Origin of the sequence: Solimonas flava DSM 18980 (genome assembly GCF_000426685.1) — a bacterium.
Taxonomy (GTDB): Bacteria; Pseudomonadota; Gammaproteobacteria; order Nevskiales; family Nevskiaceae; genus Solimonas; species Solimonas flava.
This window is the reverse complement of record NZ_KE384553.1, coordinates 98,867-121,699: the sequence shown is the minus strand read 5'-3', so window position 1 is coordinate 121,699 and position 22,833 is coordinate 98,867. Positions and strand designations below refer to the sequence as shown.

The 22,833-nt window shown below is 67.1% G+C and carries 15 protein-coding genes; 6 read left to right on the top strand and 9 right to left on the bottom strand.

All coding sequences use genetic code 11. The annotated features are described in order from the left end of the window. Positions 1-35: 35 nt before the first annotated feature. Both hutC and K343_RS0118720 read right to left on the bottom strand, forming a co-directional pair. Positions 36-809: a histidine utilization transcriptional repressor HutC gene (gene hutC, locus K343_RS0118725; protein WP_028009359.1), complete on the bottom strand. Its 774-nt coding sequence runs from the start codon at positions 807-809 to the stop codon at positions 36-38. 17 nt (positions 810-826) lie between these two features. Continuing rightward, the gene (locus K343_RS0118720) at positions 827-2,182 is read right to left on the bottom strand and encodes a formimidoylglutamate deiminase (RefSeq protein ID WP_028009358.1); all 1,356 of its coding nucleotides are present in this window, start codon (positions 2,180-2,182) and stop codon (positions 827-829) included. Positions 2,183-2,359: 177 nt separating this feature from the next. Between K343_RS0118720 and hutI the strand changes: the two genes are divergently transcribed. The 5 genes from hutI to K343_RS22870 are packed head-to-tail and all read left to right on the top strand — an operon-like array spanning position 2,360 to position 8,204. Beyond that, complete coding sequence (hutI, locus tag K343_RS0118715) at positions 2,360-3,529, top strand: imidazolonepropionase (RefSeq protein WP_211226343.1); 1,170 nt, start codon at positions 2,360-2,362, stop codon at positions 3,527-3,529. Then, positions 3,526-5,064 carry a histidine ammonia-lyase gene (gene hutH / locus K343_RS0118710; protein WP_028009356.1) on the top strand — a complete coding sequence of 513 codons (1,539 nt, stop codon included), beginning with the start codon at positions 3,526-3,528 and terminating at the stop codon, positions 5,062-5,064. The genes hutI and hutH overlap by 4 nt, the downstream gene beginning before the upstream one ends. Continuing rightward, a complete protein-coding gene (gene hutG, locus K343_RS0118705; RefSeq protein WP_028009355.1) occupies positions 5,061-5,891 on the top strand; it encodes an N-formylglutamate deformylase in 831 nt (276 codons plus the stop codon). The genes hutH and hutG overlap by 4 nt, the downstream gene beginning before the upstream one ends. Before the next feature lie 30 nt (positions 5,892-5,921). Continuing rightward, positions 5,922-7,592, top strand: a complete 1,671-nt coding sequence (gene hutU, locus K343_RS0118700; protein WP_028009354.1) for a urocanate hydratase — start codon at positions 5,922-5,924, stop codon at positions 7,590-7,592. A gap of 15 nt (positions 7,593-7,607) precedes the next feature. Beyond that, complete coding sequence (locus K343_RS22870; protein ID WP_043113162.1) at positions 7,608-8,204, top strand: HutD/Ves family protein; 597 nt, start codon at positions 7,608-7,610, stop codon at positions 8,202-8,204. A gap of 188 nt (positions 8,205-8,392) precedes the next feature. On the opposite strand, the gene hisC is transcribed toward K343_RS22870, so the two are convergent. The 7 genes from hisC to K343_RS0118660 form a co-directional block, all read right to left on the bottom strand. Continuing rightward, the gene (gene hisC, locus K343_RS0118690) at positions 8,393-9,538 is read right to left on the bottom strand and encodes a histidinol-phosphate transaminase (RefSeq protein ID WP_084615996.1); all 1,146 of its coding nucleotides are present in this window, start codon (positions 9,536-9,538) and stop codon (positions 8,393-8,395) included. Between the two features lie 207 nt (positions 9,539-9,745). Continuing rightward, positions 9,746-10,897 (bottom strand): NHL repeat-containing protein, encoded by a 1,152-nt coding sequence (locus tag K343_RS0118685; protein ID WP_028009352.1) that lies wholly within the window; start codon positions 10,895-10,897, stop codon positions 9,746-9,748. Between the two features lie 98 nt (positions 10,898-10,995). Then, positions 10,996-13,764, bottom strand: coding sequence for a TonB-dependent receptor plug domain-containing protein (locus K343_RS0118680; protein ID WP_043113215.1), 2,769 nt, complete (start codon positions 13,762-13,764; stop codon positions 10,996-10,998). A 923-nt stretch (positions 13,765-14,687) separates the two neighbouring features. Continuing rightward, positions 14,688-16,511 carry a DUF1302 domain-containing protein gene (locus K343_RS0118675; protein WP_028009350.1) on the bottom strand — a complete coding sequence of 608 codons (1,824 nt, stop codon included), beginning with the start codon at positions 16,509-16,511 and terminating at the stop codon, positions 14,688-14,690. A gap of 17 nt (positions 16,512-16,528) precedes the next feature. After that, positions 16,529-18,757: a hypothetical protein gene (locus tag K343_RS0118670; RefSeq protein WP_028009349.1), complete on the bottom strand. Its 2,229-nt coding sequence runs from the start codon at positions 18,755-18,757 to the stop codon at positions 16,529-16,531. 249 nt (positions 18,758-19,006) lie between these two features. Continuing rightward, a complete protein-coding gene (locus K343_RS0118665; RefSeq protein ID WP_028009348.1) occupies positions 19,007-20,560 on the bottom strand; it encodes a glycerol-3-phosphate dehydrogenase/oxidase in 1,554 nt (517 codons plus the stop codon). A 182-nt stretch (positions 20,561-20,742) separates the two neighbouring features. Then, on the bottom strand, positions 20,743-21,444 hold the full coding sequence (locus K343_RS0118660) for an SDR family NAD(P)-dependent oxidoreductase (RefSeq protein WP_051278715.1): 702 nt from the start codon (positions 21,442-21,444) through the stop codon (positions 20,743-20,745). Positions 21,445-21,554: 110 nt separating this feature from the next. On the opposite strand from K343_RS0118660, the gene K343_RS0118655 reads away from it, so the two are divergent. Then, positions 21,555-22,754 (top strand): efflux RND transporter periplasmic adaptor subunit, encoded by a 1,200-nt coding sequence (locus tag K343_RS0118655; protein ID WP_028009346.1) that lies wholly within the window; start codon positions 21,555-21,557, stop codon positions 22,752-22,754. Positions 22,755-22,833 lie beyond the last annotated feature (79 nt).

Below are 22,833 nucleotides of genomic sequence, written 5' to 3'. Positions count from 1 at the left end.
GCAGGCTCACCGCTTCCGCGTCGAGGCGGTCCTGCCTACTTGGTGGCGGACGTCAATGCGGTGAAGGTTGCGACCAGTTCGTGGAGATTGCCCGGATAGGTCAGCCGGACAAAGGTGATCGGCGCCGCCGCCATGCTGCGCGTGGTGCGCTCGACGATGAGACAGGGGCTGCCCGACTTGATCTTCAGCCGTGCAGCCACGTCGGGGGCGGCGCCGGACGCACGAATGCGATTCTCCGCCTCGTTCCACGGCACCTGCCGGAGCAGCCACGCACCCGGAGATATGAGCGAAAAGTCCTCGGCGGCCGCGCCCGGCACCGCCTGGAGGTTGATCAGCCGGTACTCGTCGCAGAACGGCTCGTCCTTGGCGAAATGCCGGCAAACCAGCTCCAGCATGGGCAGAGCCTCCTCGGCGCGCAGCAGCGTCCGGTCCGCACGGGTCGCTCGCCGTTTGTGCCGCTGCAGGATCTCGAAGCGATACGGGAGGCCAAGCGCTTCAACCTCCAGCTTGATGTCCGCGATCGGCAGAATCGCCGACTGCGACTGCGGCCGGCACACGAAACTGCCGACCTTGCGTCGACGCTCGATGATGCCTTCGCGGGCAAGCTGCGTCAGCACTTTGTTGACCGTCATCCGCGAGCAACCGTACTGCAGCATCAACTCGTGCTCGACGGGAATTCGTTGCCCGGGCTCCCAGCGCCCCGACATGATGTTGCCCTGGATGTCCGAAAGAATGCGCTGGTGCAGCGAAGTGAGTCCGCGATCGGCACGCCCTTCGCCGCGAGCGGAACCCGGCTTCGGCTTGCCCACCTGCTTCCTCTTTTCCTTCAAGCGCACAACTCCCTTATCGCTTTGCTGTAAACGCTGCGCACCCGGTCCCGATGCCGATGCCGGCCACCTTCGACCAGCTTCTCACCACCCACCCAGACACTGTCCACGACGCCGCCGGTACTGGCAAAGAGCCAAGAGTCGAGCACGGCATCACCGACGCGGCACTCCATTGCCGGCTCGTCCAGGGACAGACTCACGAAGTCAGCTACGGCGCCTTCGGCAAGACCAGCCGGTGCGGCACCGAGCGACCGAGCACCGCCGTCCAGCGCCTGCCGGTACAGGGTCATGCCGGTCGAATGTCCTCCCAGACTGACGACGTTGCGAACTTTACGCGAAAGTCGTTGCGAGTATTCAAGCAGAGAAAGCTCACCGGCCAGACTGATGCAGACGTTCGAGTCGGTCCCTACGCCAAAGCGCCCGCCTTCGGCAAGGAACTCCAGCACAGGGAATATCCCGTCACCGAGATTCGCCTCTGTTACCGGGCACAGGCCGACGCTCGCGCCGCTGCGGGCGATGCCTGCGATTTCGTCCCTGTCGATATGGGTCGCATGCACCAGACACCAGCGTGGATCGACCGGCGCGTGATCAAGCAGCCAGCGCACCGGACGCGAGCCTGCCCAGGCGACGCAATCGCGAACTTCGCCGAGTTGCTCGGCGATGTGGATATGGACGGGGGCGCCCGGCAGCAGACGCACGACCCGGTCGAGCTCCTCCGGCGTCACCGCACGCAGGCTGTGCGGCGCCACGCCAACGACGCCGTGGCTCGTCGTCGCCACCAGTTCGCGACAGCGATCGACCAAACGCGCATAGCCGTCCAGGTCATGAACGAAACGGTTCTGCGCCGGGCTCGGCGCCTTTCCGCCGAAGGAGGAATGCGCATAGAACACCGGCAGCAGCGTGAGATGGAGACCCGTCATCCCGGCAGCGCGCACGATACGCGCCGCCATTTCGCCGGGATCCGCGAATCGCCTCCCGTCGATGTCGTGATGAAGATAGTGGAATTCCCCCACCCTGCAGAAACCGGCCTCCAGCATCTCCATGTAGGCCTGGGCCGCGATCGCTTCCAGTTGCTCCGGCGACATGCGCGACGCGAAGCGGTACATGAGTTCGCGCCAACTCCAGAAATTGTCGGTCGACGATCCGCGCACCTCGGCCAGCCCCGCCATGCCGCGCTGAAACGCGTGGCTGTGAAGATTCGACAGTGCGGGAACGATGACGGCATGGCGCTCATCGCCAGGCTCCGCGGGCACGCCGACCTGAATATCCGCAATCCGCTGTCCTGCCACAAGAAGACGCACCGACTTCACCCAGCCTTCGGCGCTCAGCAGATTTTCCGCATACAGGACAGTCATCGATTCGAACTCCGTCGCCGCCGGTAGACACACTTGCTTTCCATGATTATATGACTATACATTAACGACAGAAAGTGACTGCCGAATTTTTGCGGAAGCTGTTTTGAAATGACCACCGGGACGATCACTCAGCGTCACTCGCAAGAACGCCTATGGCGCAACGCGAGGCTCGCCACCATGGCCGACAGCGCAGGCGGCATCGGGGTCGTGCCACAGGGCGCGATCTTGACCCGCGGCGAACGCATCATCTTCGCCGGGCCAGAGTCCGAGCTGCCGCTTCACGCTGCCGAACGGGCCAACGTCATCGACTGCGCAGGCCGCTGGATCACGCCAGGACTCGTCGATTGCCACACACACCTGATCTACGGCGGCAACCGCGCAGCGGAATTCGAGTTGCGGCTGCGCGGCGCGACCTACCAGCAGATTGCTGCGGCCGGCGGTGGCATTGTTTCGACCTTGCGTGCGACTCGCGCGGCGTCCGCGGCCGATCTCGTCGCTGTAGCGCTGCCGCGTCTTGATGCACTGATCGCCGAAGGCGTGACGACGATCGAGATCAAGTCCGGATACGGTCTCGACCTCGACAGCGAGCGGCGAATGCTGAGCGCCGCGAGAGAATTGGCGAGGCTGCGCCCGATCCATGTGCACACGAGTTTTCTCGGCGCCCACGCCGTGCCACCCGAAATGGCCGGCAATGCCGATGCCTACATCGACCGTCTGATCACAGAGATGCTGCCGGCGCTCGCCGAAGAAGGTCTCGTCGATTCGGTGGACGGCTTCTGCGAGAGCATCGCCTTCTCCCCAGAACAGATCGCGCGCCTCTTCGCAGCCGCGACTGCGCTCGGGCTGCGCGTGCGTCTCCATGCCGATCAGCTGTCCAACCTGGGCGGTGCCCGGCTCGCCGCGGAGCACCGCGCACTGTCGGCGGACCACCTCGAATTCACTGATGAAGCCGGCGCCGAAGCACTCGCCCGCGCCGGCACCGTCGCCGTCCTCCTGCCCGGCGCGTTCTATTTCCTGCGCGAGAAGACGCCGCCGCCCGTTGAGCTGCTGCGGCAGTACCGCGTCGCCATCGCCGTCTCGACCGATTCGAACCCCGGCACCTCGCCGCTGACGTCACTGCTGCTTGCCATGAACATGGCCGCCACGCAGTTCCGTCTCACGGTCGGCGAGTGCCTGCTGGGCACGACGCGGCACGCGGCGCGTGCGCTCGGCATGGAACGCGACGTCGGAACCCTTGAAGCCGGCAAGCTTGCCGACTTCGCCATCTGGAACATCGAAGCCCCGGCAGAGCTCGTCTACCGCATGGGCTTCAATCCCCTGCATTCCCGTATCTGGAGAGGTCGATGATCACGATTGCTTTGAAGCCTGGATTCACGTCGCTCGACGACTGGAGAGCGGTCTATCGGGGCGCCACCCCGAGACTCGACGCCTCCTGCCGCGGCGCCGTGGAGAGCGGCGCTGCGGCGATCTCGCGCATCCTCGCCGACGGCAAGCCGGTTTACGGCATCAATACCGGATTCGGAAAGCTGGCGACGGTTCGCATCGAAGACGCGGATCTCGACCGCCTGCAGCAGAACATCGTGCTGTCGCACGCGGCGGGGACCGGTGCTCCGCTGCCGACGCCCGTCGTCCGCCTGATGATGGCGCTCAAGCTGGCGAGCCTCGGTCAGGGCGCGTCCGGCGTGCGGCCGTGGACCTTGTCGTTCCTCGAAGCCCTGCTGTCGGCGAACATCATTCCCGTCGTGCCGTCGCAAGGCTCCGTCGGCGCGTCCGGCGACCTCGCGCCGCTGGCGCACATGGCGGCGGCAATGATCGGCGTCGGCGAAGTGGATACGCCCGCGGGACGCGTGCCCGCCACCGAGGGGCTCGCCGCCGCCGGCCTGCAGCCGCTGACGCTCGGCCCGAAGGAAGGGCTCGCACTGCTGAACGGCACGCAGTTCTCCACGGCCGTTTGCCTCGCCGCGCTGTTCGAGGCGGAAGTCCTCTTCCAGTCGGCGCTGGTCACCGGCGCGCTTACGACCGATGCCGCTCGCGGCACCGATACGCCGTTCGACCCGCGCATCCACGCGCTGCGCCGCCATCAGGGCCAGATCGAGGCAGCCGCCGCGCTGCGCGAGCTGATGGCAGGCAGCGCACTGCGCGCCTCGCATCTGGTCGACGATGATCGCGTGCAGGATCCTTACTGCCTGCGCTGCCAACCGCAGGTGATGGGCGCGTGCCTCGACATGCTGCGTCACGCCGCCAGCTTCCTCGCCACCGAGGCCAACGGCGTTTCGGACAATCCACTGATCTTCGCCGAGACTGGCGAGGCGCTATCCGGCGGCAACTTCCACGCGGAGCCCGTCGCCTTCGCCGCCGACATGATCGCCATCGCCGTCTGCGAGATCGGCTCTCTGGCGGAACGCCGCATCGCGATGCTGATCGACCCGGCGCTCTCCGGCTTGCCCGCCTTCCTGACGCCGCGGCCAGGCCTCAATTCCGGATTCATGATCCCGCAGGTGACGGCCGCCGCGCTCGTGTCCGAGAACAAGCAGCGCGCCTACCCGGCCAGCGTCGACTCCATCCCGACTTCGGCGAACCAGGAAGACCACGTATCGATGGCGGCGCACGGCGCGCGTCGCGTGCTGCCGATGATCGAGAATGCAACCGCGGTCATCGCCATCGAGCTGCTGATGGCGGCGCAGGCCTGCGATTTCCGCAGCCCGCTCAAATCCAGCGTCCCGCTTGAATCTGCGCGTACGGCACTGCGTGCACGCGTACCGATGCTCGACAACGACCGCTACATGCATCCGGACATGGAGGAAGCGATCGCGCTCGTGCGCAGCGGCTCGATCGCGTCCGCAGCCGGCGTGCCGCTGCCGCAGGTCTTGCTGGAGGCATGAGCCGCATGTCCGACTGGCTGTCCATTACGCGCGGCGATGCGCCGCTGTTGCTCAGCATCCCGCACGCCGGTACCGATCTGCGCGAGCTCGAAGCGCGCTTCGTGTCGCCGTGGCTGGCGCGCAAGGACGCCGACTGGTGGCTGCCGCAGCTGTACGGCTTCGCCGCCGGCCTCGGCGCCACCATCGTCCACACGTCGGTGTCGCGCAGCGTCATCGACGTCAATCGCGATCCGTCCGGTCATTCCCTGTATCCCGGGCTCGCCACCACCGAGCTCTGCCCGACCACGACCTTCGACGGCGAACCGCTTTATCCGGCGGACTCTCCGCTGACGCCGGACGAAATCGCCCGGCGACGAGCCCGGTACTTCGATCCCTACCACACCGCGCTGCGCGAAGAAATTTCGCGCCTGCGCGAGCGCCATCCGCGCGTCGTGATCTACGACTGCCATTCGATCCGCTCGCGCATTCCACGTCTGTTCGACGGCGAGCTGCCGCAGTTCAACATCGGCAGCAACGATGGCCGCGCCTGCGCTGCGGCGCTCAGCGACGCGGTGGCCGCGGTCTGTGCCGGCACGCCTTACAGCCATGTCGTGAACGGCCGCTTCAAGGGCGGTTACATCACGCGCGCCTTCGGCCAGCCGGAGACGGGCGTCCACGCTCTGCAAATGGAGCTCGGATGCCGAGGCTACATGCGCGAGCCGGATAGCGCGCCGACGCCGGACAACTGGCCGACGCCGTTCGTGCCCGATTTCGCGATGCCGCTGCGCACGGTCCTGGAAACCGTGCTGGCTCGCTGCATCGAATTCGCCCAGAGCCCATCAGCCTAAAGATTAAGGCTTCAACATCAGGTGGTAGACATGCTTCGAATCGACAAGTCGCGCGTTATCCGAGCTCCGCACGGATCGACGCTGAGTGCCCGCAGCTGGCTCACGGAAGCGCCGCTGCGCATGCTGATGAACAACCTCGATCCGGACGTCGCCGAGCGTCCCGAGGAACTGGTCGTCTACGGCGGGATCGGCCGCGCCGCACGCGACTGGGAGAGCTTCGACCGCATCGTTGCGACGCTAAAGCGTCTCGGCGACGACGAGACGCTGCTCGTGCAATCCGGCAAGCCGGTCGGCGTGTTCCGCACGCACCGCGACGCGCCGCGCGTGCTGATCGCCAACTCCAATCTCGTGCCGCACTGGGCAAACTGGGAGCACTTCAGCGAGCTCGATCAGAAGGGCCTGATGATGTACGGCCAGATGACGGCCGGCTCGTGGATCTACATCGGCTCGCAGGGCATCGTCCAGGGCACCTACGAAACCTTCGTCGAAATGGGTCGCCGCCACTACGACGGCAGCCTGAAGGGCCGCTGGATCCTGACCGCCGGCCTCGGCGGCATGGGCGGCGCCCAGCCGCTCGCCGCGACGATGGCCGGCGCCAGCTGCCTGGCGATCGAATGCCGGCAGTCGAGCATCGACTTCCGCCTGCGCACCGGCTATGTCGACGTTTGCGCCAAGGACCTCGACGAAGCACTGGCGATCCTCGATGACGCGAAGAAGACCGGCAAGGCGATCTCGGTCGCGTTGCGCGGCAACGCGGCCGAAGTGCTGCCGGAGCTGTTGCGCCGCGGCGTGAAGCCGGATGCCGTGACCGACCAGACTTCGGCCCACGACCCGGTCAACGGCTACCTGCCGATCGGCTGGTCGGTCGAGGAATGGGAAGCACAGCGCGCGACCGAACCGGCCGCCGTCGCCGAAGCCGCGAAGGACTCGATGGCGATCCACGTCCGCGCGATGCTCGAGTTCCACAAGCAGGGCATCCCGACCTTCGACTACGGCAACAACATCCGCCAGGTCGCGCTCGATCGCGGCGTGAAGGATGCCTTCGCCTTCCCCGGCTTCGTGCCGGCGTATATCCGCCCCCTGTTCTGCCGCGGCGTCGGCCCGTTCCGCTGGGCGGCGCTGTCCGGAGATCCCGAAGACATCTACAAGACCGATCAGAAGGTCAAGGAGCTGATCCCGGATGATCCGCATCTGCACAACTGGCTCGACATGGCGCGCGCGCGCATTCACTTCCAGGGCCTGCCGGCGCGCATCTGCTGGGTCGGCCTCGGCGATCGCGACCGTCTCGGCCGCGCCTTCAATCAGATGGTGGCTTCGGGTGAACTGAAGGCGCCGATCGTGATCGGCCGCGACCACCTCGACTCGGGCTCGGTCGCGTCGCCGAACCGGGAAACCGAGGCGATGCAGGACGGCTCGGATGCGGTCTCCGACTGGCCGCTGCTCAATGCGCTGCTGAACACCGCCTCGGGAGCGACCTGGGTGTCGCTGCATCACGGCGGCGGCGTCGGCATGGGCTTCTCGCAGCACGCCGGCATGGTCATCGTCTGCGACGGAACGGCCGAGGCCGATGCACGGCTCGCGCGCGTGCTGTGGAACGACCCGGCCACCGGCGTGATGCGCCATGCCGATGCCGGCTATGACATCGCGCTCGACTGCGCGCGGGAAAAGCATCTCGACCTGCCCGGCATTCTCGGCGGCTGAGGCCGGGGACACGGCATGCGCATCCTGCGCTCGTCCAATTACCAGCGCATGCCGTGGAAGAACGGCGGCGGAGAGACCTTCGAAATCGCGGTCTCTCCGCCGGCGGCGAGCCTCGACACGCTGGACTGGCGCGTCAGCATGGCCGTCGTCGCCGGCGACGGACCTTTTTCCCGCTTTGCCGGTATCGACCGCACGCTCTGCGTGCTCGAAGGCGACGGCCTGCGCCTCGCCTTCGCCGACGACGGCAGCGTCCGGACGCTGGACCGCGCCGCGCCGCCTTTCGCCTTCGACGCCGAACGGCCGGTGCAGGCGCAGCTGCTGGGCGCAACGGTCACCGATCTGAACACGATGACGCGGCGCGGCCGTTACCGGCACACCGTGAGCCGCGCGCCGATCGGCACGCCCCTGCCGGCGCGAGAAGATGCGGAGGTGCTGCTCGTGTTCTGTGGCGGCGGCCGCATGCGCGTGCACGCGGATGAAGGCACGGCGGCCGAGCTCGGCACGCACGATTGCGTCGTCCTGCAGGGCCCGCAGAATCCGCGCGCGTTGACGCTCTTCAGTACGGACGCAGCGGCGGCGGCCCTGCTGATCAGGATCGAGCGCCTGCCCTAAAGCCTGCCGTCATCGGCCGGCCGCAACGCCGCCGCCATCCGGAATCGTCGACGCCCCGGCGCATTCACCCGGCGCCTGCGTCGTTCTGCGCAGCACCCGAACCGAGCGACATCGCGCGATATCCCGTCGCTCCGGCTCCACAGAAAAGCCCGCCGCCGCCCTGACGGCGGCGGCGGGCCTCGATGCCCTCAGGCAGCGCCGGCGGCAGCCGGACGCAGAACCGCGGCGAGCGCCGCGAGAAACTGATCGTTCTCGCTCGGCGCACCGATGGAGACGCGGATGAAGGCCTGATACTGCGCCTCGACCCAGGGCTTCACCACCACCCCGGCCTTCAGCAATTCAGCCGCCACCTCGGCGCTCGAGCGCCCCACGCTGAAGAACAGGAAATTGCCTTCCGAGCGAGCGACCCGAAGGCCGAGCGTACGCAGCTCGCCCGCCACACGCTCGCGCTCCGCGCAGATTCGCGCGACCGCAGCCTGCATCCAGGCCTGGTCATCGAGCGCCGCGACGGCCGCCGCCTGCGCGACCGCATTGACATTGAACGGCGTCTTCGCGGCCGACAGCATCCGCGCAATTTCGACGCTGGCGCAGATCGCATAGCCGACGCGCAAGCCCGCCAGACCGAAGGCTTTGGAGAAGGTGCGCAGCACCACGTAAGGACGGTCCGCCTCGCGCAGGGCCTCGAAGCCGTCCGGGATCGCTTCCGAGGTGAACTCGCAGTACGCCTCGTCGAGCACGAACAACGTGGATTCCGGCGTCGCCGCGATCACCCGCGCCAGTTGCTCATGATCGAGCGCAGCGCCCACCGGATTCCACGGCGACGGCAGAAAGAAGACGTTGGGAGCCCGCGCCAGCGCCGTCTCCAGGGCCGGCACGTCGAAGCCGAAATCGGCCGTCATCGGCACCTTGGTCACGCGCGCACCGACCGCGAGCGGCTCGATCTCATGCAAACCGAAACACGGCGCCACGGTCAGCGCCTCGGCACCCTCCGACAGGAAGGCGCGAGATGCCGCGGCGATCATTTCTTCCGAGCCGTTGCCGACCACGATCCGCTCCGGATCGACGCCCAGCTGCTCGCCGAGCGCCATCCGCAGACGCTGGCAGGCCGGATCGGAATAGCGCCAGGGTTCCACGCTGCTCCCGGACAGCACCTGCTGCACGCCGGGGGAACAGCCGTACGGATTCTCGTTGCTGGCCAGCCGCGCGATCTGCTCCAGGCCACTGGCGGCGCGCGCCGCCGCGAGCCCCAGCCCGGCGTTGTACTTCGGCACGGCGGCGATATGAGGGTTGAAGTACAGCTCGGGATTTGCCGCTATTTTTTTGCCGCTCAGCAACGCTCATCTCCGTTCGGTGGCTCGCCCCAGCGGGAGCGAACACGGCGCCATGCCCCTGTCCGCAACGCATGCCTGCAAGCCGACGGCGCAGACCCCAGATCGGGCTGCGCATTGTCGAGACTCGCGCGATGCAAGAACATCGAGCCCTTCTGCTTAACTCTTTAGAAAAACTAACGGCGCGATCCAGGCACCGGACCGCGCTGACGCTCAGGGCTTCACACCGTTCACGATCTTGAGCTTCTGCACGCGGTGATCTTCCGACGTGTAGATATTGCCCTTCAGGTCGAACTCCATCTGGTGGTTGCGGTGATACTCACCCGCCCAGGTGCCGTAGTGGCCGAAGCGCGCGACCTCGCTCAGATCGGAGCGGCGCAGGATCACCGTCTGAAAGTTGCCCGGATCGTTCATGACCATGAAGGTCTGCTTCGCATCCGGCCACAGGCTGACGTTGCCGACCGAGCCGGAGCCGCGCGTCATCGGCTCGTAGACATGCTCCATGACGAAGCTGCCATCCTTCTTGAAGACCTGTAGGCGATCGTTCAGGCGGTCGCAGACGTAGACCAGCCCGTCCTTTGCAATGCGGATGCAGTGCACGAGATTGAACTGCTTCGGCAGTTCCGGGCCACCGTCATAGCGCGGGATGTTCAGATCGGTCGGCGGCTTGCCGTAAGCGCCCCACTGGCGCTTGAATGCGCCGCTGTCGGCGTCGAACACGATCACACGATGATTGCCGTAACCGTCGGCAATGAAGACTTCGTTGGTCGCCGGGTCGACGTCGACCGCGGCCGCACCGCTGAGCATGGTCGTGTCGAGGCTACCCTTGGACGGCCCCTTGCCGCCGATCTGCAGCAGGAACTTCCCATCCGGACTGAACTTCAGATACAGACCGTCCGGCTGACTGCCATCGGCGCCGACGCGCGTCTGGCTGCCGCCGATCCAGATATTGCCCTTGTAGTCGACATACAGGCCGTGACCGGCCGACGGCCAGTCGTAACCCTGAACCTTGGCATCCTCGGGACCGCCCCAGGCGCGCAGCACATTGCCCGCCTCGTCAAATTCGATGATCGCCGGCGCCGGCACACAGCACTTGCCGGTCGGCGGATTCTGCGCGGCGCCGAGTGCGTACTTCGGCACCAGCTCGGGACTGTGGTAGATCCACAGATGATTCTTGGCATCGACGTAGATGCCGTTGATGAGGCCGAGCGCCCAGTTGTGCGGCAGCGGCAGCTTAGGCCAGGTGGAATCGAGCGCGTACTCGGGCACCTTGGGCGTTGCCGGCTCGGCAGCGTGTGCGCCGACAGGGAGGAACGCCTGCAGCACCAGGCTCAGGCCCAGCGCGCGAATGAATGAGCGAAACATGAAATCGGCTCTCCGGAATTGATGCGTGCACCAGGCACGCAATCGCCATCAGCAGGATGGCGGGGCGGCTCTCGCCGCCCCGCTGCACCTGAGCTTTATCAGAACTTCATGCGCAGGCCCACCGTGAAGGTGCGGCCGAGCACGTCGTACAGCTGCGCGTTCGACGACGGCATCGTGTAGTTGAAGCCGCCGGCGTTCGGCGCAACGATCGGCGGATCGCGATCGAACACGTTGCGGACATTGACGAAGCTCTCGACGTCGGCATCCTTGAAACCGAAGGCATACGTCAGCGAGGCATCCCAGAAGATCGCGCTGGGGATGTGATTGTCGTTGACCGTTCTGTACTTCGAACCCGACACCGGGCAGTTCGTGCTGCAGACGATCCAGTCGTTGTCATAGACGCCGGAGCTGATACCGCGCGCCGTCACCGAGCCACGGAACGCATCGAGCGCGTAGTTGACCGACGCATTCCACTTCCAGCTCGGCGGACCGTAAGACGTGTTCTGCCCCGCGGTATCGTCGACCACGCCGTTGATGGTCGAAGCCATCTTCAGGTAGTTCGTCGCCAGCGCACGCACCTGCACCACGCCCGGCAGCGCCGAGTAGATCGAGCTCGCCATGAAGCGATACGAGGCTTCGTAGTCGACACCACGGGCCGCCAGCGTCGTGTAGTTGAACGGATTGCGGCGGACCACGCCGATATGCTGAGCGCCGTCGGCATCGACATTGAAGTCGATCGCCGAGCAGAAGTCCGTCTGTCCGTTATGGCAGCCGTCAATGATGTCCTGCGTCGCCGGCAGGCCGATCGCGTCGTCGATATCGATCTTCCAGTAGTCGACCGACATCGCGAAGCCCGGCATGAAGCGTGGCGTCAGCACGATGCCGCCGCCGAAGCTGTCGGCCTTTTCGGGCGTCAGGTCCGGGTTGCCGATGCGGGGCGAGCTGATGTTCTCGCTGATCGGCTGGCCATCGTCGCCGAGGATCCACGGATTGCTGACCGACGGCGCGCCGCCGCCGCCGTTGCTGAACAGCTCTTCGAGGTTCGGCGCGCGAATGTCGCGCGACAGCGTCGTACGCACGCGGACATCCTCGATCGGCGTCCAGTTCAGGCCCAGCTTCCAGGTCTCGACGCTACCCGAGGTGCTGTAGTCGGTGGCGCGGAACGCACCGCTGAAATCGAGGGCCTGCAGCGCCGGCAGATCCTTGGCGAGCGGCACGACCGTTTCGACGAACGCTTCCTTGACGTTGTAGCTACCCTTGCTGATCTGGTAGCCGCCGACCCACCACTTTTGCGTCGGCGACAGCTCGTCGTTGCGGCCCTTGCCGATCGCTTCCTTGCGCCACTCGATGCCGGTGGCGACGGAAACGTCACCCGCCCAGGTCGCAAACGGCGTTCCGTTCAGCGTGAAAGCCGCAACGTCCTGCGTCATCTGCTGCTTGCGCCACATTTGCGTACCGTTGCCGGTGACGTAGTCGACGGCGCCCTGCGTGTTCACACCGATGCCGAACGGGTTGTACGGCTTGCAGCCGTTGCCCGGATCGGTCAGCGTCGAACGGCAGACCGGCACGCCGGTGTCCGGATCGATGACCGAGTCATAGGCCAGGGTCATGTAGGGATTGTAGACCATGCCCTTGGCGACGCTCTCGAAATTCGAGATGCCGCGCTGGTAGTACGTATCCCAGCTCCAGCCGTTGCCGAACTTGCCTTCGGCGCCGGCGAGCAGGCTGGTGACCTCGCGATCGTTCGTCGCGTCGACGATCGGCAAGTCGGTGTGCATGCTGCCCATGTGGAACGTCGAAACGCCCTGCGCGATCATCGCCTGGCGGATGTTCTCCGGCAGGAACGCGTTTTCGACGCTGAGCGTGATGGTACCGGTGTCTTCGAGCGAGAATGCGTAGTTGTGATTGCGATCTCGTGCGTACGAAGCCTGCGCGAAGACATTGATGTCGTCGGTGAGGTCCCAGGACCCGCGCGTGAAGAAGCTGACCGTCTTCGAGCCGCCGAGCAGACTGCTGCCGGCGCGCGTGCCGCGGACCTGCGTGAGTTTCCAGTCGCCGCCATGCATGTCGGGGTTGGAGACCAGATCGCCGAACTCGATCTGGTACGGCGTGCCGCCAGGTCCAAACGCCGTGCCGCGGAAGGCGGTGTCGGTGATGACGCCGCCGGCGAAGCCGGTGCTCGGCGCCACCTGACTGAGCCGCAGCCATTGCGGCTCGCCGGTGTACGTATCTCCGATTTTGTAATTCTGATTGCCCATGAACTGCCAACCCTGCAGGTTCCAGCCGCGATCGTTGATCGGAATCGCGTCCTGGTGGCGGTAGTTGGCGCTGAACAGGAAGTGGCCGCGGCCTTCGCCGAACGGCGTACCGTAGGTCAGGCCGCCCATCCAGTTGTCGCCGTCGCCGTACGTGGTGGCGCCGGTCTGCGCGGTCAGCTTGGTGCCGGTGTAGTTCTTGTCGAGGACGAAGTTGACGATACCGCTGAGCGCGTCCGAGCCGTAGGCTGCGGAAGCGCCGCCGGTCACGACCTCGACGCTGCGGACCAGATCCTGGGGGATCAGGTTGACATCGACCATGCCCGACATCGAAGACGCCACCGCGCGGCGGCCATCGACCAGCACCAGTGTACGGTTGGTGCCCAGCGCGCGCAGGTTCAAGGCGTTGATGTTCGAGTTGCCGGTGCTCGCGGTCGTAACCGAAGTCGCCGGCGTGGCGCTGCCGGACAGTTCCGGCATCGTATTGAGTGCGTCGGCGATGTTCGGCGACGCGAACGACTGCAGCTGCTCCGCACCCATCACCGTCACCGGCGTCGGCGCCTGATAACCGTCACGGACGATGCGCGTACCGGTGACGACGACCTCTTCCACCGCGGTCTCTTCCTGCGCGGGAGCGGCTTCGGCAGCCTGCGCCGATGCCACTTGAGTCGCTGCAAGCGATGCAACACCCAACAACGCCGCCGTGCCGCCCGCCAGGGCCGCCCGCCGTCGGCCCTCCTGCGTTCTCTCGCCTCCGCATTCGGCGCCGCGTGGCATACCGTCACGCGCCGTCAGTTTCGAATCGCTCGGAACCATTGCCCTCGATCTCCCATAAGTAAGTGATTACGTACCGCCCGCCGCCCCTGACAGGCGGTCGAAGCAGCCCACCAGGAAATTCCTCTTCACTTCCCCGTGCCCGATGACGCCCCGGCACACGACCTTATTAATATCTAGACATATCCAATTTCAAAAGTCTATATATAACGACGAGCAAATTCGCTGCCATCTTTTTCCTGCCGGCGGCGCGCGCAGCAACCAACGGACGCACCGCCGCGCACACGCCTTTTTGGTGCGCGCTTGGCTAGTGCGAGATGAGTTCAAGACATTGAATTCGCGTGGCCCACGCAAGCCTTATTCCCGGCTTGGGGCATGCCGATTCAATCTGGTGCGCCGGCCGGATGGCGCGCGTCGCCATACCCGGCAAGCGATTGCGTGAAGGAAATTTCATCGTCACGCGCCCGCGCGGCCCCTCATGCGCGCAAAAGGGCGGCGTTCACGCGGCGTCGACAGACGTCGCGCCCGTCCCGGCGGCTTCAAAGACCGCCTGGGGAATGACCGTCTTGCTCCGCGGGGCACATCGGAGATAGGCACGGGTGGCGGCAGGCACGCCCGTCCCCTGCGACGTTCCGTTCGAGACCGCTACTGGCGCTTATGGCGAATTGAGAATCTGAACGCGCAAAAAAACAGGGCCGGCGCAAGGCCGGCCCATCGCCCCCGCGAAGGCGGCCTGTCGGCCGCCCGCGCGTTCCCACAACTCAGAACGTGTACTTGAGCACCGCGTCGACGTAGTCGCGATCCGACAGCAGGTTGCGATCACCGCCGCCGAAGTACGCGGTGTAGCCCAGCTCCGCCGACCACGACTGCAGGTAGTAGCCGAGCAGCGACACCGTCGCCGTCTTGCGGCCCTCGACGAAGTTCAGCAGCGGCGTCGGCGTGACGCCGTGCACGTCGTGGTCGAAGCGCAGCGTCGGCTCGAGCCGGAACTTTCCGAACACGTTGTTGTACGTCACGCGCGCGACCAGCTTGTAGCCCCAGGAGAAGGCCGTGGCGTAACCGTCCGTCTGCTGCGGCACCGCGTAGCCGTAGCCCGGCAGCGTCGCGCTCGAGACCAGCGCCGCAACCGCGGCGTCGCCCGGCGTGTACGTGCCCGGCCCTTCGTAGCGCAGCTCGTTCTCCGACGGCATGCCGTGCACGTAGACGGCGCCGGCCTCGGCGAGGAACAGCAGCTGGTCGGAGCCGAGCCAGCGCATCGGACCAGCCAGTCGCGTCACCGAAAAGTCGACCTGGCTGACGTCATGGCGGCGGTAACCGCGCAGGTACTTGTTGCCGAGCGCCGAGCCGAGCGGCGCCGCCGGCGGCGGCGTGATCTGGCTCGGCAGGCCGACGCCGGCGAGCAGCAGTTCGACGTCCTCGACCTGCAGCGGCTGATCAACCTTCATGCTGTATTCGCCCTGCAGCGACCAGGCGCCGACCGTCGTGTTGAACGAGGTGCCGTACAGCTGGATGTCCTCCGGGTACTCGATGAAGTAGCGGCCGGTTTCCGAAGTCGACGCGTAGCTCGACTTGGAAATGCCGCTGACCAGTGGCAGGCGGCTGTGATAGTTCATCGCGTAGAACGACAGGTCCATGTCGTTCAGCGCCGGGATGAAGAAGCTGATCTTGCCGCCGAACTGGCCGCTCTTGCTCGGCGTGCGGTCGTGCTCGCGCGGGATCGACGAGTTCGGCGCGTTCTCCTTGGGCAGGCCGAAGGTGATGTTGGCGCGCGTGCCGCCGATCGACGCGAAGTCGTTCGTCGACCAGAACGTGCCGGCCGCGTCCGGCTGCGTGCGCTGCCAGTCGAACTGGTAGAACGCCTCGACGTTGACGTTCGGCACCACGTTCATCGACAGCCAGGCCATGTTCTCCGGAATCACGACCTCGTCGAGATCGAAGCCCGGCACGTGCAGCTGGTTGGAATCGAAGGCCAGGATGCTGTTGATGCCGTTGAGGATGAAGGTCGACTCGCCCCAGTTGATGACCTGGCGGCCGATCTTGAAGGCCAGCTCGCGGCTGCCGAAATCGATGCTGCCGAAGAAATAGGCATCGAGCAGGTCGGCGTCGTTGCCGTTGTAATCCTGCACCTGCTTGTTCTTCGAGCGGTACTCCGAGTACGGCGCGACCGACACGCGGCCGTCCGGCGTCAGTCCGTAGCCCGGGCCGATCGGCGTCGTGTAGTAGTTGTTCTCGTTGAAGAAGTCGTAGTTGTGCAGACGGTCGTTGAACAGATAGCTGCCGCGCACGAAGACGCCGTACTTGCCCTTGGTCAGCGTCAGGTCGGAGGTGATCTTGGCCGCCGCCGAGACGATCTTGCCGGCATCGAACGCCAGGTCGCCGTCGTCGCCGTTGGTCGAATAGGCGTTGCCGCCGTTGGCGATGCCGATGCGGTCAGGATCGCGCGACTCGGTGCGCCAGGCGCTGCCGATCGTGACGCGATTGTCGAGCTGCAGCGAGATACCGTGGATCTCGTCGGTATAGGCCAGCGCCGGGCCCGCGAACAGCAGCGCAGCGGCGGCGGCAATCAGATTCTTCTTGTCGATCATGTTCGTTCTCCTCGCGCTCACGAGCCGCTGCCCGGGCACGGATTGCCGATTTTCAGCACGGTGCCGTTGGTCTTCACGAAGGCCGCCGTCTGGCCCTGCATCTCGCAGGTGACGTCGAGCGAGGCTGCCGGGCTCAGGATCGAGCCGTGGTCGCCCTGTGCGAAGCGCACGACGTTGCTGCGCGCCGCAGCGCCGGTGAGGATCTGCGCCGCCGCCGGCACGTCGAGCGTATCGGTCTGCGCCGGGCCCGGAATGAAGCCGAGCCCCAGCATGCGCGCCAGCGGATCGCTGCCCGACAGGTAGCCCGACACGGTGATCGTGTCGGTCGCCGGACAGTTCGCGTCACCGGCGATCGTGCAGTTCGGCACCACCGCGTCGCCCTTTACTTCCAGCATCAGCAGCGGATGGTTGGCCGCCGCGGTCGCCGCGAAGTTCAGCGGATCGCCGGAATCGACGGCGGTCTGCGCGAAGCGCAGGAAGGTCTCGAAGTTGTCGTTGCCTTCGACGATGCGGCTGGCTGCCGGGCTGCTCGCGGTCGCCGCGGCAAGACCGGCGGCGATGCGCGGACCGAAGCTCGCCGAACCGTCGAGCAGCTTGGCGATACCGCCGCCCGGCATGGCGAGCACGGCGGCGCTGCTGCCTTCCTTCACGCCGAGGAAGGTGCCGGCGACGATCGCGCCGAGCGAGTGGCCGACATAGCGGACCTGGGTGCCGTCGAAGGCGATGCCGGCCGGCGTGTGATCGGCCTTCAGCACCAGCGTGCCGCCGGCGGATTTGGCGAGCACCAGCAGGTCGGACACCGCCTGGCGGATGTTGTCGCGGCTGGTCAGCAGGCTGCTCAGGTTGATGAAGTGCGTACCCGAGCTGTCGGCGATGCCGTCCGGGCCGGACACGCCGGTGGTGTTGTTGACCAGATCGAGATCGAAGGTGCGCTCGCCGACACCCGGGATGCGCGAGGCGCTGTCCGGCGGCAGACCGTGCAGCGGCAGGTCGATGGCGATGGTCGCGAAGCCGGCCGCGGCCAGCGCCGGCGCGATCGCGATCATCTGCGTGCGGTTGCCGGTGATGCCGTGCTGGAAGATCACGACCGGCCAGCCGCTGGCCGGCATCGTCTGCCCGCTGGCGGCGTTCGGGATCGTCACCAGCACCGGAATGGTCTGGTTGCTCTGCTTGAGCGGCAGCGGATAGCAGGCCGTGGTGCTCACGCTCGGCGCCAGCGCCGGGCACGGATAGCCGAGGATGCTAGCGCTGTCGTCGCGCTGCGTCGTATCGGCTTGCCAGTAGCTGGTCAGCGGCGTGGTCGAGTGCGTCGGGTCCTCGCCGCTCGGCGCGCCGAGGTAGTACGGCACCGTGATCGTGCCGGCGTAGACGTCGGCGATCGCCGGCAGCTGGCCACCGCTGGCGGTGCCGGTGTTCAGGCCGCTGTTGACGACGATGATCTGCGACGCGGTCGCGTTTTCGGCCATCTTGCTCAGCGTCTTGGTCGTCGACTGTGTGGTGAACGGCCAGGCGATGACGACGTTCTCGCGCGCGATGCCCTTGGCCTCGAGCCCGGCGAACATCGACGCGAACTGCTGGCGGATGCCTTCGAGCGTGGCGCGCTGCGTATTGCTCAGCGTCGACAGCGCCGCCTCGTCCTGCTCGGACACCGGCGTCGTCGAACGGATCACGCGGAACAGGTCGGCGGCCTCGACCGGCACGCCGTCGGTCGACTTGACCTGGCGCGTGACGACGGCGAGATAGGTCGTCGATGGCTTCAGCGGCTTGAGCGGCTCGACCAGCATGCGCGTGCGCAGCTGGTTGAGCGGCAGGCCGGTCGACGGGTCGATCGCCTTCGACGACTGCAGACGGTAATCGACGCCCGGAATCAGCACCGAGAACGTCGAGGTGTCGATGACCAGCACGCCCGGCATGTGCGTGGTGGCGTCGATGTCGAGCGCGTGGTCGACGTCGACATAGCCGATGAAATCGGTGAACAGCGAGGCCGTGGTCGAGAAGCCGTCGAGCTGGTTGGCGGCGGCGACGAACGGCACATTGCTGCTGTTCGGGATGTTGAGCGTGCCGTCCGTCATGCCGTTGAACAGGCCGTCGAACGGGAACGGGATCACGGCGCTGGCGGCGACCGGATCGAACAGCGAATAGGCGTTGGCCTTCTGGCCTTCCAGGCCGCTGCCGTCATCGTTGCTTCCGCCGCACGCGGCGAGAACGGCGGCCAGCAGCAGGGGCGCAAATCTGCGGGTTCGCATAACTCCTCTCCTCTTATGTGTTCTTCGACGTCCGCCCTTACGGCACGTCTGGAGTCCGATCGGGCGGACAATGCGCAGCAGTATGGAGAGATTAGGCCTGCGGACCGCGGCCGCGGGCGGCTATCTGCTACCGCTCGTCGGAATGTGCGACGCAACATGAAGCGCGCCGCGGTCGCGCTGCACAAATTTTGCTGCGAGCGTGCGGCAACGCACCGACCGCGGCGGCCGCGATCGTGCAGCGCGAGACCTTCAGCGGATGTCGGCGTGCCCGGCGTCGGCCAGCGCCGACAGCAGCGGCGCGCGCCAGGCCTCGCCGCGGACGAGCAGCGTCAGCGGCATGCGGCGACGGACCAGATCGTCGAGCGACAGCGCCATCTCCGCGCGCACGGCGTGCACAGCCTCGGCGAGCACGAACGGCGCTTCGGGATGAATGCGCGCGGCGAGCGCCGGCCGCGCCTGGATCAGCGCGACGATCGCCGACACCAGCGTGCCGTGCCGCAGCGTCAGCCAGCGCGCCGCTTCCAGGTCGACGCCGGCTGCGGCCAGCTCGGCGATGGTCTGCGCCTGCCAGCTTTCGAAACCGTGCTGCGGCGCGCCCGGCAGCGGACGCAGCTGCGTGACCGGTGGCGGCGCGCGGCGCTGGCCGAGCGCCTCGAACACCGCGTCGACGATCGCGATGCTGTCGTGCCGCGAGGTCGTGTACTTGCCGCCGACGTGCATCACCAGATTCGGCTTCGGGCGCAGCACCGCGAACTCGCGCGTCACCGCCGACAGCGACTCGGCGTCCTCGGCCTGCAGCATGCGCACGCCGGCGAAGCGGGCGATGACGTCAGCCTCCGTCCAGCCGATGCCCGGCAGACCGGCGCGCACGCCGGCGAGCAGATAGCGCGTCTCCTCGTCGGTCGGCCGCGCGTCGGCCGGGACCGCGACGCTCGCCTCGGTCGTGCCGACCAGCGTGCGGCCGTACCACGGAATCACGAAGAACACGCGGCCGTCGGCGGCCGTCAGCAGGAAGGCCTCGTTGCAGCCGGGAATCGCCGGCAGCACCAGATGCGTGCCCTTGACCAGCTTGACCTTCGGCGCCGCCGCGCCGAGCAGACCGGGCGCCCACGGTCCGGCGGCATTGACCACGACTTTCGCGCGCACCGCGAAGCGCCCGCCGCCGAGGCCGTCCTCGAGCTCGGCGCCGACGACCTTGCCGCCGGCCTCGATCAAGGCCCGCGCCGCCACGCGATTGGCACAGACGGCGCCGCAGCCCTGCGCCGCGGCAGCGACGACCAGGGTCATGCGCGCGTCGTCTTCCTGACAGTCGCCGTAGCGAAAGCCGCCGAGCAGCTGCTGCGGATCGACGAACGGATATTCGGCGAGCAACGCGCGCGCGCCGTAATGACGGTGCGGCTGCACCGGCCGGCTGCCGAGCGCGAGCAGGTCGTAGAGCGCCAAGCCGGCCGAGACCATGAACGGACTCGCGCGCGGGCCTTTCCACATCGGCAGGATGAAGTTCAGCGGCCGCACCAGATGCGGCGCGATGCGGTACAGCGTGCGGCGCTCCTTCAGGGCGTGGCGCACGAGACCGAACTCGTAGTGTTCGAGGTAGCGCAGACCGCCGTGGATCAGCTTGCTCGACGCCGACGAGGTGCCGCTGCCCCAGTCGTTCTTCTCGACCAGCGCCACCGACAGACCGCGGCTCGCCGCATCGTAGGCCGTCCAGGCGCCGTAGATGCCGCCGCCGATGACGAGCACATCGAACTCGCGCGCAGCGAGCTCGGCGGGATTGCGGATCAGGGGAAAGGCCGCGGGCATGGTCGATGTCATCCGTATCCGGTGATGCGAAGAAGGCTTCGAGGACAAGCTGACAGGTCCATCTCGGCGGGCAGCGCCAGAGCGACCAGGCCGGCCGCGCGATCGCGCAGGCCGCCGGATGGCTTCGCCGCTACGCGCCTCGCCATGACGGCTTCAACACGTGCGGTGCCGGCAGCGGGCGCCTACTTGTGGATCTTCTCGATGTCGAAATGGCCCTTCGGCTGGCGATGCAGCCAGAGATAGGTCTGCGCGATGCGCGCCGGATCGAGGCTGGTGCCGGTCTGCGTGATGCCGTGCACCGTGACCGTCGCCACGTGCACGCCGTGCGCGCCGAGTTCCTGCGCCAGCGTGTAGGTCAGCGAGCGCAGCGCCGCCTTGCCGAGCGACAGCGAGGCGTACTTCATCGACGGCTCGTACGCGAAGCCGCCGCCGGTGAACAGGATCGTGCCCTTCTTGGCCTTGATCATCGCCGGCGCGACTTCGCGGGCCGCCATCAGCGCGCCGCCGACGTTGACGCGGAATTCCTCGACCAGGCGCTCGGGCGCGATCTGCGTCGGCACTTCGGGATGCGAGGCGGCGGCGTTGTAGATCAGCACCTGCGGATCGCCGAAGTCGGCGCGGGCGATGTCGAGGCCCTGCTTCAGCGAGATCTCGTCGCCGGCGTCGGCGGCGTAGGCGGCGACGTAGTGGCCGGACTTGCGGCGCAGCTCCTCGCAAAAGCCGCGCAGCTTGGCCGGCCCGCGCGACAGCAGCACGATGTCGAAACCCTCGCCGGCGAACGCCTCGGCCAGCGCCGCGCCGATGCCGCGCCCGGCGCCGACGATGAAGCAGACCGGCCGGCCGATGCGGGCCTTGCGACGGGGGGTGGAGCTGCGTGCGCTCATGCGAAACCTGCTTTGAATTGTGCTTGTGTCCATATGATAAGCACGGCCCGTACCGGACGCGCCGTGCCCTGCTAGAGTGCGGCCCTCCTGAGCAAGAAGAACCGTCGCCGATGAACGACACCCAGACCCTGCTCGGCCAGCTGAAGATCGACCGCGGCCCGGAGCGCGACGCGCCATCGCGCTGGCCGTGGATCGTGGCCGCGCTGCTGCTCGTCGCCGTGCTCGGCGCCGGCGCCGCCTATTTCCTGCGCGAGCGCGGCGTGCCGGTGCAGGCGGTGAGCGCCACGCCGCTGCCGGGCGGCAGCGGCGGCGGCGCGGCCTCGATGCTCGACGCCTCCGGCTATGTGGTGGCGCGCCGTCAGGCGACGGTGTCGGCGAAGATCACCGGCAAGCTGCAGGAGCTGTACATCGAGGAAGGCCAGCGTGTCGCCGAAGGCGAGATCATGGCGCGCCTCGACGATTCCAACGCCCAGGCGCGGCTGCTGCAGGCGCGCGCCAGTCTCGCCGCGGCGCGCGCCGCGGCCGCCAACATCCGGCCGATCTACGAGCGCAACCGCCGGCAGGCCGCCGAGGGCTTCATCAGCACCGAGGCGCTGGAGACCAGCAAGGCCAGCTATGACGCGCAGCAGTACGCGCTGCGCGTGGCCGAGGCCAGTCTCGCCGTCGCCGAACGCGACGTCGCCGATACCGTCATCCGCGCGCCGTTCGCCGGCGTCGTCACCACCAAGGCGGCGCAGCCCGGCGAGATCGTTTCGCCGATCTCGGCCGGCGGCGGCTTCACGCGCACCGGCATCGGCACGCTGGTCGACATGGACTCGCTGGAAGTCGAGGTCGACGTCAACGAAAACTTCATCAATCGCGTGCAGAGCGGCAAGCCGGCCGTCGTGCGCCTCAACGCCTATCCGGACTGGAGCATTCCGGCCGAAGTCATCGCCGTGATCCCGACCGCCGACCGCAGCAAGGCCACGGTCAAGGTGCGGGTCGGCTTCAAGGACAAGGACCCGCGCATCCTGCCGGAGATGGGCGCGCGCGTGTCGTTCCTCTCCGAAGCGCCGCCGACGGACCCCGGCGCGCCGCGCGGCGGTCTGTCGCTGCCGGCGGCGGCCGTGCAGGCCGGCAGCGAATCCGGCACCGGCGTCGTCTACGTGCTGCGCGACGATCACGTCGAACGCCGCGCCGTGAAGCTCGGCGCCGCGCTGGCCGGCGAACAGCTCACGGTGCTGTCCGGCCTCAGCGCCGGCGAGCGCGTCGCGGTCGGCGACTTCGCCAAGCTGCAGGACGGCGTGCGGGTGCGCATCGCGCCGCCCTGAGCTTCGCGGGTCGCGGCGCCGCGCCATCGGCGCGACATCTGCCGCCGCTAGCATCGCCGGCTTTCGAACCGAGAAGGAT